The organism is Pseudomonas sp. Irchel 3A5, from assembly GCF_900187575.1.
Classification (GTDB): domain Bacteria; phylum Pseudomonadota; class Gammaproteobacteria; order Pseudomonadales; family Pseudomonadaceae; genus Aquipseudomonas; species Aquipseudomonas folii.
In genome coordinates, this window is sequence record NZ_FYDU01000002.1 from 190,864 (window position 1) to 204,737 (window position 13,874).

The following is a 13,874-nucleotide window of genomic DNA, read 5'->3' on the forward strand; positions in this document are numbered from 1 at the left end:
GCTAACGTCATACCGGAGAAGAACCATGACTCATGAACAGCCACTACCCGCTCAGCGAGTCATGGTTCTTTATACCGGCGGCACCATCGGCATGCAGGCCAGCGCCAACGGTCTGGCTCCAGCGTCAGGTTTCGAGGCGCGCATGGCCGGGCAACTGGCCGAGTTGCCTGATCTGGTGGTTCCACAGTGGCGCTTTCGTGAGATGGCACCGTTGATCGACAGCGCCAACATGACACCGGCTTACTGGCTGCGTCTGCGCGAAGCAGTTATCGAAGCAGTTGATGTCGATGGCTGCGACGCGGTGTTGATCCTTCACGGCACTGACACACTGGCGTACAGCGCCGCTGCCATGAGCTTCCAGTTGCTGGGGCTTGATGCTCCGGTGCTGTTCACGGGCTCAATGTTGCCCGCTGGCGTTCCGGACAGCGATGCCTGGGAAAACGTCAACGGCTCGCTGGTCGCGCTGGGCAAAGGTCTGACATCGGGCGTGCACTTGTTCTTCCACGGTGAACTGCTGGCCCCGACCCGCTGCGCAAAAATCCGCAGCTTCGGTCGCCATCCGTTCGCAGCGCTGAATCGCGCCCACAGCGACGAAACACCAACTGCGCGCCCTGCGCAGCTGGAATACCGCCAGCCCAAAGTCGCGGCCAGCGTCGCCATCCTGCCGTTGTTTCCCGGCATCGGTGCGGCCCAGTTGAACGCTGTTATCGACAGCGGAATACAGGGTCTGGTGCTTGAATGCTTCGGCAGCGGCACCGGTCCCAGCGATGACCCGGCGTTCCTGACCAGTCTGGAACGCGCCCACCAACAAGGCATCTGCGTCGTTGCAATCACGCAATGCCATGAGGGTGGCGTCGAACTGGACGTCTACGAAGCGGGAAGTCGTCTGCGCGATGCAGGCGTGTTGTCTGGTGGCGGCATGACCCGCGAAGCAACGCTGGGCAAGCTGCACCTGTTGCTGGGTGCAGGTCTGCCGCTGGATGAAGTGCGCCGGTTGGTGGAAGTGGATTTGTGTGGGGAGTTGCGCTAAGTCGCGAAGCTCCTGTCGGATGATTTCCTGTGGGAGCGGTGCTTGCCCGCGATAAGGTTTACGCGATCTCACTGACATTGGCGGTGTTCTTATCGCGGGCAAGCACCGCTCCCACAGGTGATGCTCAAGCTGTATGAACCCGATCATCCTCGGCATAAATCGCCGTATGCAAACCACCCTGCTCATCACGCCATGCGCGGTACATGCCAGGCGTGTTGAAGCTCAGTGCGGTTTCGCCCGTTGGCGACACAGCGATGACGCCGCCGTTGCCACCCATGGCTTTCAACTCACCTGACACCACCGTATCGCACGCTGTATTGAGCGTTTCGCCAGTCAGCAGGACGCGGGACGCGATGTTGTGGGCGACCACGGTGCGCATGAAAAACTCACCGTGACCCGTGGCGGAAATCGCTGCACTTCGGTCGTCTGCCCATGTGCCAGAACCAATCAACGGTGAATCACCGATACGACCAAAGCGCTTGTTGGTGATCCCGCCAGTAGAAGTCGCCGCGGCCACATGACCGTGACGGTCCAGGGCCACTGCGCCCACGGTGCCGAACTTCTTGTCGACCCCGCCCGGTTCCAGCGAAACACTGTTGGGCTGTTGAAGCTGAGTCTGCCACTGACGGCGACGCAGGTCAGTGTCGTACCAGTCGTTGGCGACGCGCTCCAGATTCTGCGTTTCCAGGAAAGCATCAGCGCCAACGCCTGCGAGCAGCACATGCTCGCTGTGCTCCATGACTGCACGGGCAGCCAGAATAGGGTTACGAACAAAGTGAATCCCCGCCACGGCACCTGCTTCCCGGTTAGCGCCGTGCATGATTGCCGCGTCCAGTTCGTGATCACCGGTGTGAGTGAACACCGCGCCTTTGCCCGCGTTGAACCATGGGCACTCTTCCAGCTCGATAACCGCCGCCTGCACCGCATCGAGGCTGCTGCCGTCCTGTTCAAGCAACGTCAGTCCCGCTTTCAGCGCGCGCAACAAAGCCTCGTGAATGGCTGTTTCATCTTCCGGCGTCAGCAAGCCTGGAGTCAGTACGCCCGCCCCACCGTGCAGAGCAATTGCAATAGGGTTGGACATCACGCGTGGACTCCATGATCGAGGATCTGATTGAGGAAACGGCGGGTGCGCTCGGATTCCGGCGCTGAGAAGAAACGATCCGGGGTCGCCTGCTCGACGATTTCACCTTGATCCATGAACACCACGCGGTCCGCGACCTTGCGGGCGAAGCCCATTTCATGAGTCACGCAAATCATTGTCATGCCTTCCTGAGCCAGGCCGGTCATGACTTCCAGTACTTCGGCAATCATCTCCGGGTCCAGCGCCGAGGTGGGTTCATCGAACAGCATGACTTTGGGCTGCATGCACAACGCACGGGCGATCGCGATGCGCTGCTGCTGTCCACCGGACAACTGCGATGGAAACTTGTTGGCGTGATCGCGCATGCGCACTTTGTCGAGCAGGGCCAGAGCCCGCTCGATGGCTTCCTTCTCGGGCACGCCGAGGTTGGAAGTTTGCGGCAGTGTGCAGTTCTTGAGCACGGTCAGGTGCGGGAACAGGTTGAAATGTTGGAAGCACATGCCGACTTGTCGACGAATACGCTCCAGGCGTTTCACATTGCCGTCCAGTACTTCACCCAACACTTCAACGGTGCCCTGCTGGTGCTGTTCCAGTTGGTTTATGCAACGAATCAAAGTGGATTTACCCGAACCCGACGGGCCGCAAATCACCACTTTCTCGCCGGGTTTGACCGACAACGAGATGTCCCGCAGGACGTGGGATTGGCCATACCACTTGTTCAATTGCTCGATACGCACAATAGGGGCTGCGTCAGCCTCGCGATGATCAGTCATGAGCGGTTCTGTTCCAGTTTCTTTTCAAGGTGCCGGGCATAGCGCGACAGTGCGAAGCAGACGACGAAGAAGTAGATCGCCAGGAAAATGTAGATCTCATGGCCGTAGCCCACCCATTCCGGCGCGGCGGCGGTGCTCATGGCGATGCCGACGATGTCCAGCACACCGACGATCATCACCAGCGTGGTTTCCTTGAACAGGCCGATGAATTGCGTCAGCAGCGGCGCAATCGACTGTTTCAAAACCTGCGGCAGGACGATCTGGCCCATGGTTTTCCAGTAACCGAAGCCCAGCGCCTGAGCCGCTTCGTACTGGCCCTTCGGCAGGTTCTGCAAACCACCCCGCAAGGTCTCGGCCATGTAAGCGGCGGTGAACAGGATCAGTACCAGTTGTACGCGTAGCAGGATGTCGAACACCGAACCCGGCGGCAGGAACAACTGGATCATCAACGACGCCATGAACAGCAGCGAGATGACCGGCACCGAACGCACCAGCTCGATGTACATGACGCTGAGGATGCGAATCACCGGCTTCTTCGAGCGTCGCCCGAGGGCCAATAGAATGCCGATGGGCAGGGCGAAGATCATGCCTACCGTGCCGAGGAACACCGTGACCATCATCCCGGCGAACTTGGTCGACGAAATCTCCGGCAATCCAGCGCCGCCTTTAAGCAGCCACCACATGACCACCGGCAACAACGCCAGGTAGCCAATCAGCAGGCGACGATCCAGACGCTTGAAGAACAGCAGCACAAAGGCGAATACGGCCAAAAACAGCGCCAGGTTGACCCGCCAGCGCTCGGCCTCCGGATAGAAGCCGTACACGAACAGGTTCCAGCGTTGGGTGATCGGCAGCCAGCACGCGCCATGTGGGTTGCAGTCCGTACGTGCAGTGCCGACGAATGTGGCATCGAACACCAGCCAGTTCAGCGCTGCCGGAATACACCACAACAGCAGCGCCAGCACGGCGACGGTGAGCAGACCATGGCCGACACTGGGGAACAGGTGCTGACGCGTCCACTCACGAACGCGTACCGGCAACGGTTTGCTCGGCGGCAAACGCACCGGGGAGGCTTGATTGATCATGTTCATCCTCAATGACCTCGCTGGCCGATGCGATGGTTGTAGATGTTCATCGCGATGGAAATCAGCAGGCTGATGACGCAATACGTACCCATCACCAGCGCGATGCACTCGATGGCCTGGCCGGTCTGGTTCAACGTGGTGCCGCCGGTGGATGACACCAGTTCCATGAAGCCGATGACCACGCCGAGGGAGGAGTTCTTGACGATGTTCAGGTAGGTGTTGGTGACCTGCGGGATCATCGGATACACCGCTTGCGGGACGATCAGTTGACGCATGGTCGGGCCGTATTCAAAACCCAGCGCCTTGGCAGCTTCGTACTGGCCGCGCTGCACCGACTGAATCGCGCCTCGCACGGTTTCAGCGATATAACTGGCGCTGTAGAACGACAATGCCAGCCATAATGCGAGCATTTCCGGGACCAGCGCTACGCCACCTTTGAAACCAAAACCTTTAGCGACCGGGACTTCCCAACTCCAGTGGGCGTCGCTCAGGGCATACACCAGCAGCGGTAACAGCACCGCACCCGCCAACAGCAATGGCCAGCGTCGTGGCGTGAAACTGCGCCATTTTGCCTTGGCATCACGAAAGCGACAGGCGATCAGACCGAGCAAAACGCCCAGCGCCATCAGTGCCAGGCCCCAGCCGACCAGTGAACCCTGCACAGGCCATGGCAATATCAGACCGCTGTTGCTCAGGTAAGCCACATCGAAAAGCGAAACCGCCTGCCTTACACCGGGCAATGCCAGCGCCAGCCCATACCACCAGACCAGATGCACCACCAACGGCACATTACGCAGAAACTCGATGCTCGCACCGGCCAGGCGATTGATCAGCCAGTTCTCGGAAACCTTGCACAGACCCAACGCTACGCCCACGACGGTGGCGGTTACGATACTCATCACCGAGACCAGCAACGTATTGAGCAACCCCACCAGATACGCACGGCCGTAGCTGTCGTTGGGGGTGAAGTCGATCAGTTTGAAGCTGATGTCGTAACCGGCGCGCTGCGACAGAAAGTCAAAACCGGAGGCGATATTCAGCGCTTTCAAATTGAGACTGGCGTTGTGCGCCAGCACGTAAAACACAGCTGCAACAATGGCCAGAACCAGGCCTTGCTGCAGCACGCTCAGCACTCGAGCGTTCTGCAAGCGTTGGGTCCACATGACAGTGATTCCGTTGGAGAGTGACGCGATCAGCGGATAGGTGGCGCGTACAGCAGACCCTGATCTTTCCACGAGCGGTTAAGGCCGCGAGGGAAATTCAGAATGGTTTTCTCGCCGAGGTTACGGTCGTAGATTTCTGCGTAATTGCCGACCTGTTTGATAGCGCGATACGCCCAGTCGTTATCCATACCGAACGCCTTGCCGACTGTGCCTTCAGTGCCCAGCAAGCGCGCGACATCAGCCGAGCCGCCTTTCTTGGCGCGCATTTCATCGACATTGGCCGAGGTGATCCCGAACTCTTCGGCAGTCATCAGCGCATAGGCCGTCCAGGTCACGATGTTGCGCCACACGGTATCGCCCTGGGCAACGTAAGCACCCAGCGGCTCCTTGGAAATCACTTCGGGCAGCAACGCGTAGTCCTGGGGGTTGTTCATGACGGCACGACGCGAGGCCAGACCCGACAAATCATTGGAAATCGCGTTACAGCGGCCACTCTGGAAAGCTGCGAACAACTCAGGGCTTTTTTCGATGATCACGGTCTTGTAAGTCAGGCCGCGCTGGCTGAAATAGTCGTCCAGGTTCTGTTCTGAAGTGGTGCCCGGTGACAGGCAAAAGGTTGCGCCGTCGAGGTCCGTCAGCTTCTCGATGCCATCTTTGGCGTGGGTCATGAAGCCCTGGCCGTCGTAAAACCAGACGGTTGTGAAATCTACACCGAGGCTGGCGACACGGTCAGCCGTCCAAGAAGTCGCGCGGGACAGGACGTCGATTTCGCCCGATGCCAATGCAGTGAAACGGTTCTTGCCGGTAGTAGCGATGTACTCGACCTTGCTGGCGTCACCCAGCACAGCGGCTGCCACGCCACGGCACAGGTCAACGTCCATGCCGGTCCATTGGCCCTTGTCGTCAATCAAGGAGAAACCCGGCTTGTCACTGGCAACACCGCAACGCACAGCGCCGTGTGCCTTGACCTTTTCCAGCACACCGGCTTGCGCAGCCGCCGCCCCCACCAGGCCGATCAGCAACATTGAAGACGTGAGGAAAGTCTTAAGGCCATTCCGTTTTTGCATAGCATTGCCCCTTATACGACAGATTTTTCTAGTTATGGATGAACCACGTTGGATCGGCAGGTGGCGATTACCTGCACAATAGCCATACAAAACCCGCATGCGTTAGTGACTGTTGATCCACTATGCTGGTCGCGCTATCGAATTTTGGAATAACTATGGATATCGATTGGTACGAAGACTTTCTGGCCCTGGCCGATACCGGCAAGTTTACCGCCGCTGCCAGCATGCGCGGCTCATCGCAATCGGCGCTGAGCCGCCGCATCCAGTTGCTCGAAACGCGCCTGGGCGCGACGCTGATAGATCGCAGCAAGAACCCCATCCGGCTGACGGCTGCCGGTGAAGCGCTGCTGCCCAACGCTTCGGAACTGGTACGTCTGGCGCGAGACTGCGAGCAAAGCGTAAAGATCATTGATCGCCCCCTGACCTTTGCCTCGTTGCATACCTTGGGCTGTAATTTCTTTCCCGACTGGATCAGCCAGTTCTCGTCCGCTGAAGCGCCCATGTTCACCCGCATCGATACGGGCTACCGCAGCACCGATGATTACTACATGGCGCTGATGTCGGGACGCTGCGACTTCATTTTGTTCTATCGCGATGCCCAGACTGAACCCTACTCCCGGCAGAGCGAGTTCGAAGAGTTATCGCTGGGCCAGGACGAACTTTATTGGGTGGCTACGCCTGAAGTGGCCGCACGCTGCGCCAACTCCGACGCCCCCATCCCGTGGCTGACCTATGCCCGTAGCGCCCAATTGCATGACCTTTCACACAAACAGGTCAAACGCCACCCGCAACCACACCGCCTGCGCCGGGTGTTCGAAGCCACGGTATCGGAAGCCCTGAAGCCGATGGCGGCTGCCGGACACGGCGTGGCCTGCATGCCACACACGATGGTTGCGCCGTTGATCGAGCGAAAGGAATTGGTGCGCCTTTACCCAGAGATGGAGTCCGATCACCTGGAAGTGATTCTGGTGCGCTGGCGGGGTAACAGGAATGCCGAGGCGGATGCGTTTTGGAGGCGGATTTCTTGAAACCTTTGTAGGAGGTTCTATGTTTGCCTGCAAGCTGACGTGGGACCGGCTTTAGCCGGGAAGGCGGCATTTCCGACGATAGAAATGTTGTGACTGTACCGGCCTCTTCCCGGCTAAAGCCGGTCCCACGTCATAGCGCCAATCGCGGAATCACATCAAACCTGCGGGGTGATCGCTTTCTAGTCAAACTGTGCACTCAACCTTCGCATCGCGAAGCATCGAATCCAGGTTGCGCTCGATGTTTTCGCACAGCTTGGTCATCTGGATTTCGTGTTCGCTGGCTTTGAAAGGGCTTTGCAGGTCGGTGCCGATCTTTTCGATGGCAAGCAGCATAAATCCAACGACGGTCGATGCCAGTGGCGTATACCAGCCCAATGTGTCCACCAGGCCAATCGGCAGGATCACGCAGAACAGGCTGATGAACAAACGCGGGAACGCCACGTAGGGATAAGGCAGCGGCGTATTGGCGATACGCTCCATCCCGCCCTGGCAGTTGGAGAGTTCCACCATTGTCGATTCGAGACGCGCCAGACGGATGCTGTCCAGGCGGCCGGCTTTGTACTCTTTGGCCAACAGTGCAGCCGACGTATTAAGTATGTCGTTGGGGAAGTTGTTGGTTTCGTGCCTGCGTGCGTATTCCTCGCGGGTTATCAATGACTGTACTTCGTCGCCACAGGATTCACCCTTCAGATGCGCAGACAGGCATTTCACGAAGGCCACATGGCGACGCAGCAACACTGCTTTCACGGGATTCAGCTCGCCGTCATCCTCAACCAGCGTCAGCACCTGACGGGCGAAGCTGCGGGAGTTATTCACCATCGCGCCCCACAAGGTGCGCGCCTCCCACCAACGGTTATAGGCACTGGAGTTGCGAAAACTGGTGAGCACCACCAGCGCAGACGCGAGCAAGGTCAACGGCAACGAGGGCAGGCTGATCTTGCGGTCCAGAAACAGCATGAAGTCGGCGGTGACCACAATGTCCCAGATCAGGAGCCAGAACAGTGACCAGCCTACATAACCTATGGTTTTCATTAAGAAACGGTATTTAGAAATGATGGCTTGTTTCAAAAGGATTACCTCATGGGCTACTGCGTAAGACACGCCGCTCACCTGCTTCGAATGCCATTGAGGTATATGGTTCGCGACTGACCCCATAAAAGCTGAACCGTTTAATGTTCAGTTAAGGTTGAGCCGTAATGGCCATCGGACAGCCCCAAAATACAATGAACAAACCGCCCTCGGCTGCGCTCCACACTTATCTGGATGTTCAGCAGCACGTCACTGAGGGTAAATTCAATGGGCTCGTCTTTTTCCAGCGAACAACGCACCGCACGCGACCAACTCTGTATCAACACCATTCGCACCTTGGCCATGGACGCCGTGCAGAAGGCCAACTCTGGCCACCCCGGAACACCCATGGCTCTGGCCCCGGTGGGCTATACCGTCTGGAATCAGTTTCTGCGCTATCACCCTGAACATCCGGACTGGCCAAATCGCGACCGCTTCGTACTGTCGGTTGGTCATGCCTCCATGTTGCTGTATTCGCTGCTGCACCTGGCAGGCGTGGTGGAAATCGATGAGCACGGCAAGCCATCGGGCAAACCGGCGGTGAGCCTTGAGGACATCAAGCAGTTTCGTCAGATGGACTCCAAAACTCCCGGTCACCCGGAATACCGCATGACCACGGGCGTGGAAACCACCACCGGCCCACTCGGCCAGGGCTGCGCCAACAGCGTCGGGATGGCGATGGCCGAGCGTTGGCTGGGAGAGCGCTTCAACGCGCCAGAACGCACGCTGTTCGATTACAACGTGTATGTGCTGTGTGGCGACGGCGACATGATGGAGGGCGTGACCGCTGAAGCGGCGTCCATGGCCGGGCATTTGAAGCTCGCCAATCTGTGCTGGATCTACGACAACAACACCATCAGCATCGAAGGCCACACTGAACTGGCCTTCAGCGAAGACGTACAAACCCGCTTTGAAGGCTACGGCTGGAATACCTTGCATGTCGCAGACGCCAACGACACCGAAGCGTTGGCCCGCGCCATCGAAGTGTTCAAACGCACCGATGACGCGCCGACCCTGATCGTGGTCGATAGCGTGATCGGCTTTGGTTCGCCCAACAAACACAACACCGCAGCGGCCCACGGCGAGCCCTTGGGTGACGATGAAATCAAGCTGACCAAAAAGGCCTATGGCTGGGATGAAAACTCCAGCTTTCTGGTGCCTGATGAAGCGCGCACCTGGCTGCGAGACGCTCTGATTGAACGCAACGCCAGCGATTATGAAAGCTGGCAAAGCGCGCTCCATCAGCTGGAAGAAGAACAAGCGGATCTGGCCGACGAGCTGCAACGCATGCGCGCCGGAGAAATGCCCGAGCAGTGGCAGGACAATCTGCAAGTCTTCGAGACCGACGTCAAAGGCATCGCATCGCGCGCGTCCGGAGGCAAGGTTCTCAATGCCTTCGCGGCGAAAATCCCTTGGTTGCTGGGCGGATCGGCTGACTTGTCACCGTCGACCAAGACCAATCTGACGTTCGACGGAGCCGGGAGTTTTTCCGCCGACAATTACAGCGGCCGCAACTTGCACTTCGGTATTCGCGAACACGCCATGGGCTCGATTGCCAACGGCATGGCGCTGTCTTACGTGCGGCCTTACACCTCGACGTTCCTGGTGTTCAGCGATTACATGAAGCCGCCGATTCGTCTGGCTTCGATCATGGAGTTGCCGGTGATCTTCGTCTTCACCCACGACTCTATCGGCGTGGGCGAAGACGGCCCGACTCACCAGCCTATCGAGCAATTGACCCAGCTTCGTGCCACACCCGGTTTGCTGACGCTGCGCCCCGGCGACGCTAATGAAACCGCGCAGGCCTGGAAAATCGCCTTGGCGCAAACCAGTCGCCCTTCATGCATCGTGCTCTCGCGGCAACCACTGCCCACGCTGGACCGCACGCAATACAGCTCAGCGGAAGGTCTGGCGAAAGGCGCTTATGTGCTGGCCGACGCCAAAGACGGCGAACCTGAGGTGATTCTGATTGCCACCGGCAGCGAGGTCGGCATGACCGTGCAGGCCTTCGAGCAACTGAAAGCTCAGGGCGTTGCTGCACGCGTGGTATCGATGCCGAGTTGGGAGTTGTTTGAAGATCAGGATCAGGCTTATCGCGACAGTGTATTCCCGCCCTCTGTCACTGCTCGGGTTGCGGTGGAACAGGCAGGCCCGCTGGGCTGGGATCGCTACGTGGGCAACACGGGCGCCAAGGTCACGATGAACACCTTCGGCGCTTCAGCCCCCATCGACAAACTGCAAGCCAAGTTTGGGTTTACGGTGGAGAACATTGTGAAGCTGGCGAAGGAGCAGATGGCTAAGTAAGACCTGTTGGAACTGGAATTTATGGGCGATTCAGGTCGTGGGACCGGCTTTAGCCGGGAAGAGGCCAGTACAGCCAATAAATATGCTGTGTCAGGAATGCAGCCTTCCCGGCTAAAGCCGGTCCCACGTCCAGCAGGACGTTATCAGCAACCGCTCAACGCAACCTGCGGCTTCTCGCCCGGGAAGAAGAACGGGCGGAATTTGACGCCCGCCACGTTGCCAACGTACGCAGCCACCAGCCACAACCAACCGTGCAGGCTGCCGGAAGCAATACCACTGAAGTACGCCCCGATGTTACAGCCGTAGGCCAGACGCGAACCGTAGCCCAGCAGCAAACCACCAATCACCGCCGCAACGATCGAACGAGCCGGAATTTTCAGGTTCGGCGCGAATTTCCCTGCCAGACCAGCGGCCAGCAACGCACCGATCATGATGCCGATGTCCATCACACTGGTAATGTCTTCCCATACGGGTGCAGCCAGGGCTTTGGCATTGGCCGGCATCTGCCAGAATGCCCAGCTGCCGACATCAACGCCCAGAGAACCCGCGACCTTTGCGCCCCACAAGGCGAATGCCGAGGTAATGCCCCACGGACGACCGGCCAGGGCCAGGGTTGCGTAGTTGAGCAATGCCAAACCAATCGCGCCCCACACCAGCGGCCATGGACCGTGCAGGAAACGACGCAAGCCGACATGTTCGCTGCTCACCGCGGCTTCCAGTTGACCGTGACGACGTTTTTCCAGGCGCACAGTGACGAATGCAATGACCGCGAACACCGCCAGACTCAGGACCAGTGCCGGGACCACACCAAAGCTTTTTACGATGGAGGTCGCTGGGAAAGACGGCAGTGCGAACCACCAGTCAACGTGGTGAGTCGCAATCAGCGAGCCCAGGATGAAGAACAGCAGCGTCACCAACATCCGCGCATTACCGCCGCCCGCCGTGAACAGCGTACCGGACGCACAACCACCACCCAACTGCATGCCGATGCCGAAGATAAAGGCACCGAACACCACGGACACACCTGCTGGCGCTACCAGACCACTCACCGGCTGACCGAATAAAGTCCCTGCGCCCAAGGCCGGGAAGAACAGCACCACGGCGATGGCGAGCATGACCATCTGCGCCCGCAGGCCCGCACCGCGCCGCTCACGAATGAACACACGCCATGCGGACGTGAAGCCGAAGGCTGCGTGGTAAAGCGTCAGGCCCAGCGCCGCGCCGACGATGAGCAGGAGCACCTGACGCACGCCAACGCTGCTAAGCAGAAACATCGCGATGAACAACAACAGGAAAGTAGCAATGAGCGGCGCACCGGGCTTGCGAGCCGGCGCCGCAGCAAGAGAAGTACTCATGGGAAGTCTCGGTTTGAAAAGGGTAATGGCGGCAAGTATATCGCGCACAAGCTTTCGTGATCCTGCCGAACTATCGGCAAACAGCTCATCCCGTGGGACCGGATCCATCCGGGAAGGCGGTATTCCTGACGACGAAAACGCTGTGATGTACCAGCCTCTTCGCGAATAAATTCGCACAGGCGCCGCGCTTCCCGTAGGACCGGCTTTAGCCGGGAGGGCGTCGGGATATCCGCTGAACTTCCCTCGCCTGAAATACCGTCCTCCCGGCTAAAGCCGGTCCTACAAGATCAAGATCAGGCTTGCTGGCGGACATAGAATCTCCCACAGGGTATGCGCTGACCTCGTTCAATCTCGCCAAACCTGCTTCAGCCTCTTCAGTGCATCAACAATGTCGGCCTCCGGGACTGCCGCAAATCCCAGCACCAGCCCTGCCCTGTTATCTACAGGCTCACTGGATTCCGGCAACCAATAACCGCTCAACGGGCTGATCTCGACATCGACACTTTTAGCCTTCTCGATCAGTTCAGTTTCCCGCTCAAGGCTGTCCACTCTCACCGCCACATGCAACCCGGCGACAACTTTGGGCATTGCTGCGCAGCCGGGGATGTCCTCAGGCCAGTGACGGAGCAAAGTATTGCGACGACTCAAGGCCGCACGGCGCATGCGGCGGATGTGGCGCTGGAAGTGACCCGCGGCAATGAATTCAGCCATCACCGCTTGTGTACTTACTTCGGAGTGGCGCATATCCACAGCTCGTCGGCGGCTAAACGGCTCGACCAACCCCGCAGGCAAGACCAGATAGCCCAGACGCAACCCCGGATAGGCAATCTTGCCAAATGTGCCAACATACAAAACCCGTCCACTCCGATCCAGCGCGGCCAGAGGTGCCAATGGCGCGCCGCTGTAGCGATACTCGCCGTCGTAGTCATCCTCGACAATCCAGCCTCGTGTCTTCTCGGCCCACGCGAGCAATTCCAGGCGGCGCGCCAGGCTCATTACTACCCCCACAGGATATTGGTGAGACGGCGTGACATACGCCAGTTTGCAGGCTTGCCGCTTTAACTGATCGCAACACATGCCGTCTTCATCAACATCAATGCCGTGCAGCTTCGCTCCGGCAATGGCAAAGGCATGACCTGCGGCGCGATAGCCGGGATTCTCTATCGCAACACCATCACCTTCCTCCAACAGCAGCTGTGCACAAAGGCTAATCGCTTGCTGTGCGCCACTGGTGATTACTATTTGCTCACCACGGCACTGCAAGCCCCGCGAGGTACGCAAATAAGCAGCGATCAACTCGCGCAAACGTGTATCGCCAGCTGCCGGACCATAACCCAGCATCGCCAGATCCGGCTTACGCCAAAAAGCCGCGTAAAGCTTGCCCCAAACTGCAAACGGGAACAGATCGAACGCCGGAACGCCGACCCTGAAAGCCCGTGGCGCACTGGGCAAATAAGCGTTCAGATGGTGCGTCTCAAGCCTTTTGATGGCCGGGCTGTGGATAACTTCTTCAGGCAGATTAAGCAGCGAACTGTTCGATTCTGTGGATAAAGCTGTGGGTAAGCCTGTAGATAACCCTGTGGACACTTTTGTGGATAATTTTTTACCAGGCACTCCCTGATTAGGTAATTGCGCCACATAGGTCCCGTCGCCAACACGCCCCTCCGTGAAACCCTCGGCGTAGAGCTGGTCGTAGGCGCGCATAACACTGTTGCGGGAAATGCTCAGGGATTCAGCCAGATCCCGACTGGCCGGCAATCGCGTTCCTCCGCTCAAACGCCCTTCGAGGATACGTGCGCGTAGCGCGTGATAGAGCTGACGGCTCAACCCCTGACGGCGATCAAGCTCAATACCGGCAAGGCTGAACGGGAACGATGGCGGCTGTTCGGACATGCATTGGCCCTATCAAACTGACTATTA

General features: G+C 58.6%; 11 protein-coding genes. 3 read left to right on the forward strand and 8 right to left on the reverse strand.

Annotated elements, in window-relative coordinates:
• The first annotated feature begins 25 nt into the window (after positions 1–25).
• Positions 26–1,030 carry an asparaginase gene (locus CKW31_RS03465; protein WP_095093046.1) on the forward strand — a complete coding sequence of 335 codons (1,005 nt, stop codon included), beginning with the start codon at positions 26–28 and terminating at the stop codon, positions 1,028–1,030.
• 124 nt (positions 1,031–1,154) lie between these two features.
• Here the strand turns inward: CKW31_RS03465 and CKW31_RS03470 are convergent, their stop codons facing one another.
• From CKW31_RS03470 to CKW31_RS03490, 5 genes are read right to left on the reverse strand one after another with little or no spacing between them, the layout of a single operon-like run.
• Positions 1,155–2,111, reverse strand: coding sequence for an isoaspartyl peptidase/L-asparaginase family protein (locus CKW31_RS03470; protein ID WP_095093047.1), 957 nt, complete (start codon positions 2,109–2,111; stop codon positions 1,155–1,157).
• Positions 2,111–2,884: an amino acid ABC transporter ATP-binding protein gene (locus CKW31_RS03475; protein WP_095093048.1), complete on the reverse strand. Its 774-nt coding sequence runs from the start codon at positions 2,882–2,884 to the stop codon at positions 2,111–2,113. Before CKW31_RS03475 ends, CKW31_RS03470 begins: the two co-directional genes overlap by 1 nt.
• Complete coding sequence (locus tag CKW31_RS03480) at positions 2,881–3,969, reverse strand: amino acid ABC transporter permease (RefSeq protein WP_256582474.1); 1,089 nt, start codon at positions 3,967–3,969, stop codon at positions 2,881–2,883. The genes CKW31_RS03475 and CKW31_RS03480 overlap by 4 nt, the downstream gene beginning before the upstream one ends.
• An 8-nt stretch (positions 3,970–3,977) precedes the next feature.
• Complete coding sequence (locus CKW31_RS03485) at positions 3,978–5,132, reverse strand: amino acid ABC transporter permease (RefSeq protein WP_095093050.1); 1,155 nt, start codon at positions 5,130–5,132, stop codon at positions 3,978–3,980.
• Positions 5,133–5,161: 29 nt separating this feature from the next.
• Positions 5,162–6,199 (reverse strand): amino acid ABC transporter substrate-binding protein, encoded by a 1,038-nt coding sequence (locus CKW31_RS03490; RefSeq protein WP_095093051.1) that lies wholly within the window; start codon positions 6,197–6,199, stop codon positions 5,162–5,164.
• Between the two features lie 155 nt (positions 6,200–6,354).
• Between CKW31_RS03490 and CKW31_RS03495 the strand changes: the two genes are divergently transcribed.
• On the forward strand, positions 6,355–7,227 hold the full coding sequence (locus CKW31_RS03495) for a LysR family transcriptional regulator (protein WP_095093052.1): 873 nt from the start codon (positions 6,355–6,357) through the stop codon (positions 7,225–7,227).
• 183 nt (positions 7,228–7,410) lie between these two features.
• Here the strand turns inward: CKW31_RS03495 and CKW31_RS03500 are convergent, their stop codons facing one another.
• Positions 7,411–8,295, reverse strand: a complete 885-nt coding sequence (locus CKW31_RS03500) for a bestrophin family protein (RefSeq protein WP_095093053.1) — start codon at positions 8,293–8,295, stop codon at positions 7,411–7,413.
• A gap of 228 nt (positions 8,296–8,523) precedes the next feature.
• Between CKW31_RS03500 and tkt the strand changes: the two genes are divergently transcribed.
• The gene (tkt, locus tag CKW31_RS03505; RefSeq protein ID WP_095093054.1) at positions 8,524–10,599 is read left to right on the forward strand and encodes a transketolase; all 2,076 of its coding nucleotides are present in this window, start codon (positions 8,524–8,526) and stop codon (positions 10,597–10,599) included.
• 143 nt (positions 10,600–10,742) lie between these two features.
• On the opposite strand, the gene CKW31_RS03510 is transcribed toward tkt, so the two are convergent.
• Positions 10,743–11,954 carry a YeeE/YedE family protein gene (locus tag CKW31_RS03510; protein WP_095093055.1) on the reverse strand — a complete coding sequence of 404 codons (1,212 nt, stop codon included), beginning with the start codon at positions 11,952–11,954 and terminating at the stop codon, positions 10,743–10,745.
• Between the two features lie 345 nt (positions 11,955–12,299).
• Complete coding sequence (locus CKW31_RS03515; protein ID WP_095093056.1) at positions 12,300–13,847, reverse strand: PLP-dependent aminotransferase family protein; 1,548 nt, start codon at positions 13,845–13,847, stop codon at positions 12,300–12,302.
• Positions 13,848–13,874 lie beyond the last annotated feature (27 nt).

Coding starts and splice junctions, on each gene's coding strand:
- CKW31_RS03475 (WP_095093048.1), bottom strand. CDS start 2,884: ATGACTGATCATCGCGAGGCTGACGCAGCCCCTATTGTGCGTATCGAG.
- CKW31_RS03485 (WP_095093050.1), bottom strand. CDS start 5,132: ATGTGGACCCAACGCTTGCAGAACGCTCGAGTGCTGAGCGTGCTGCAG.
- tkt (WP_095093054.1), top strand. CDS start 8,524: ATGGGCTCGTCTTTTTCCAGCGAACAACGCACCGCACGCGACCAACTC.
- CKW31_RS03490 (WP_095093051.1), bottom strand. CDS start 6,199: ATGCAAAAACGGAATGGCCTTAAGACTTTCCTCACGTCTTCAATGTTG.
- CKW31_RS03515 (WP_095093056.1), bottom strand. CDS start 13,847: ATGTCCGAACAGCCGCCATCGTTCCCGTTCAGCCTTGCCGGTATTGAG.
- CKW31_RS03495 (WP_095093052.1), top strand. CDS start 6,355: ATGGATATCGATTGGTACGAAGACTTTCTGGCCCTGGCCGATACCGGC.
- CKW31_RS03470 (WP_095093047.1), bottom strand. CDS start 2,111: ATGTCCAACCCTATTGCAATTGCTCTGCACGGTGGGGCGGGCGTACTG.
- CKW31_RS03510 (WP_095093055.1), bottom strand. CDS start 11,954: ATGAGTACTTCTCTTGCTGCGGCGCCGGCTCGCAAGCCCGGTGCGCCG.
- CKW31_RS03480 (WP_256582474.1), bottom strand. CDS start 3,969: ATGATCAATCAAGCCTCCCCGGTGCGTTTGCCGCCGAGCAAACCGTTG.
- CKW31_RS03465 (WP_095093046.1), top strand. CDS start 26: ATGACTCATGAACAGCCACTACCCGCTCAGCGAGTCATGGTTCTTTAT.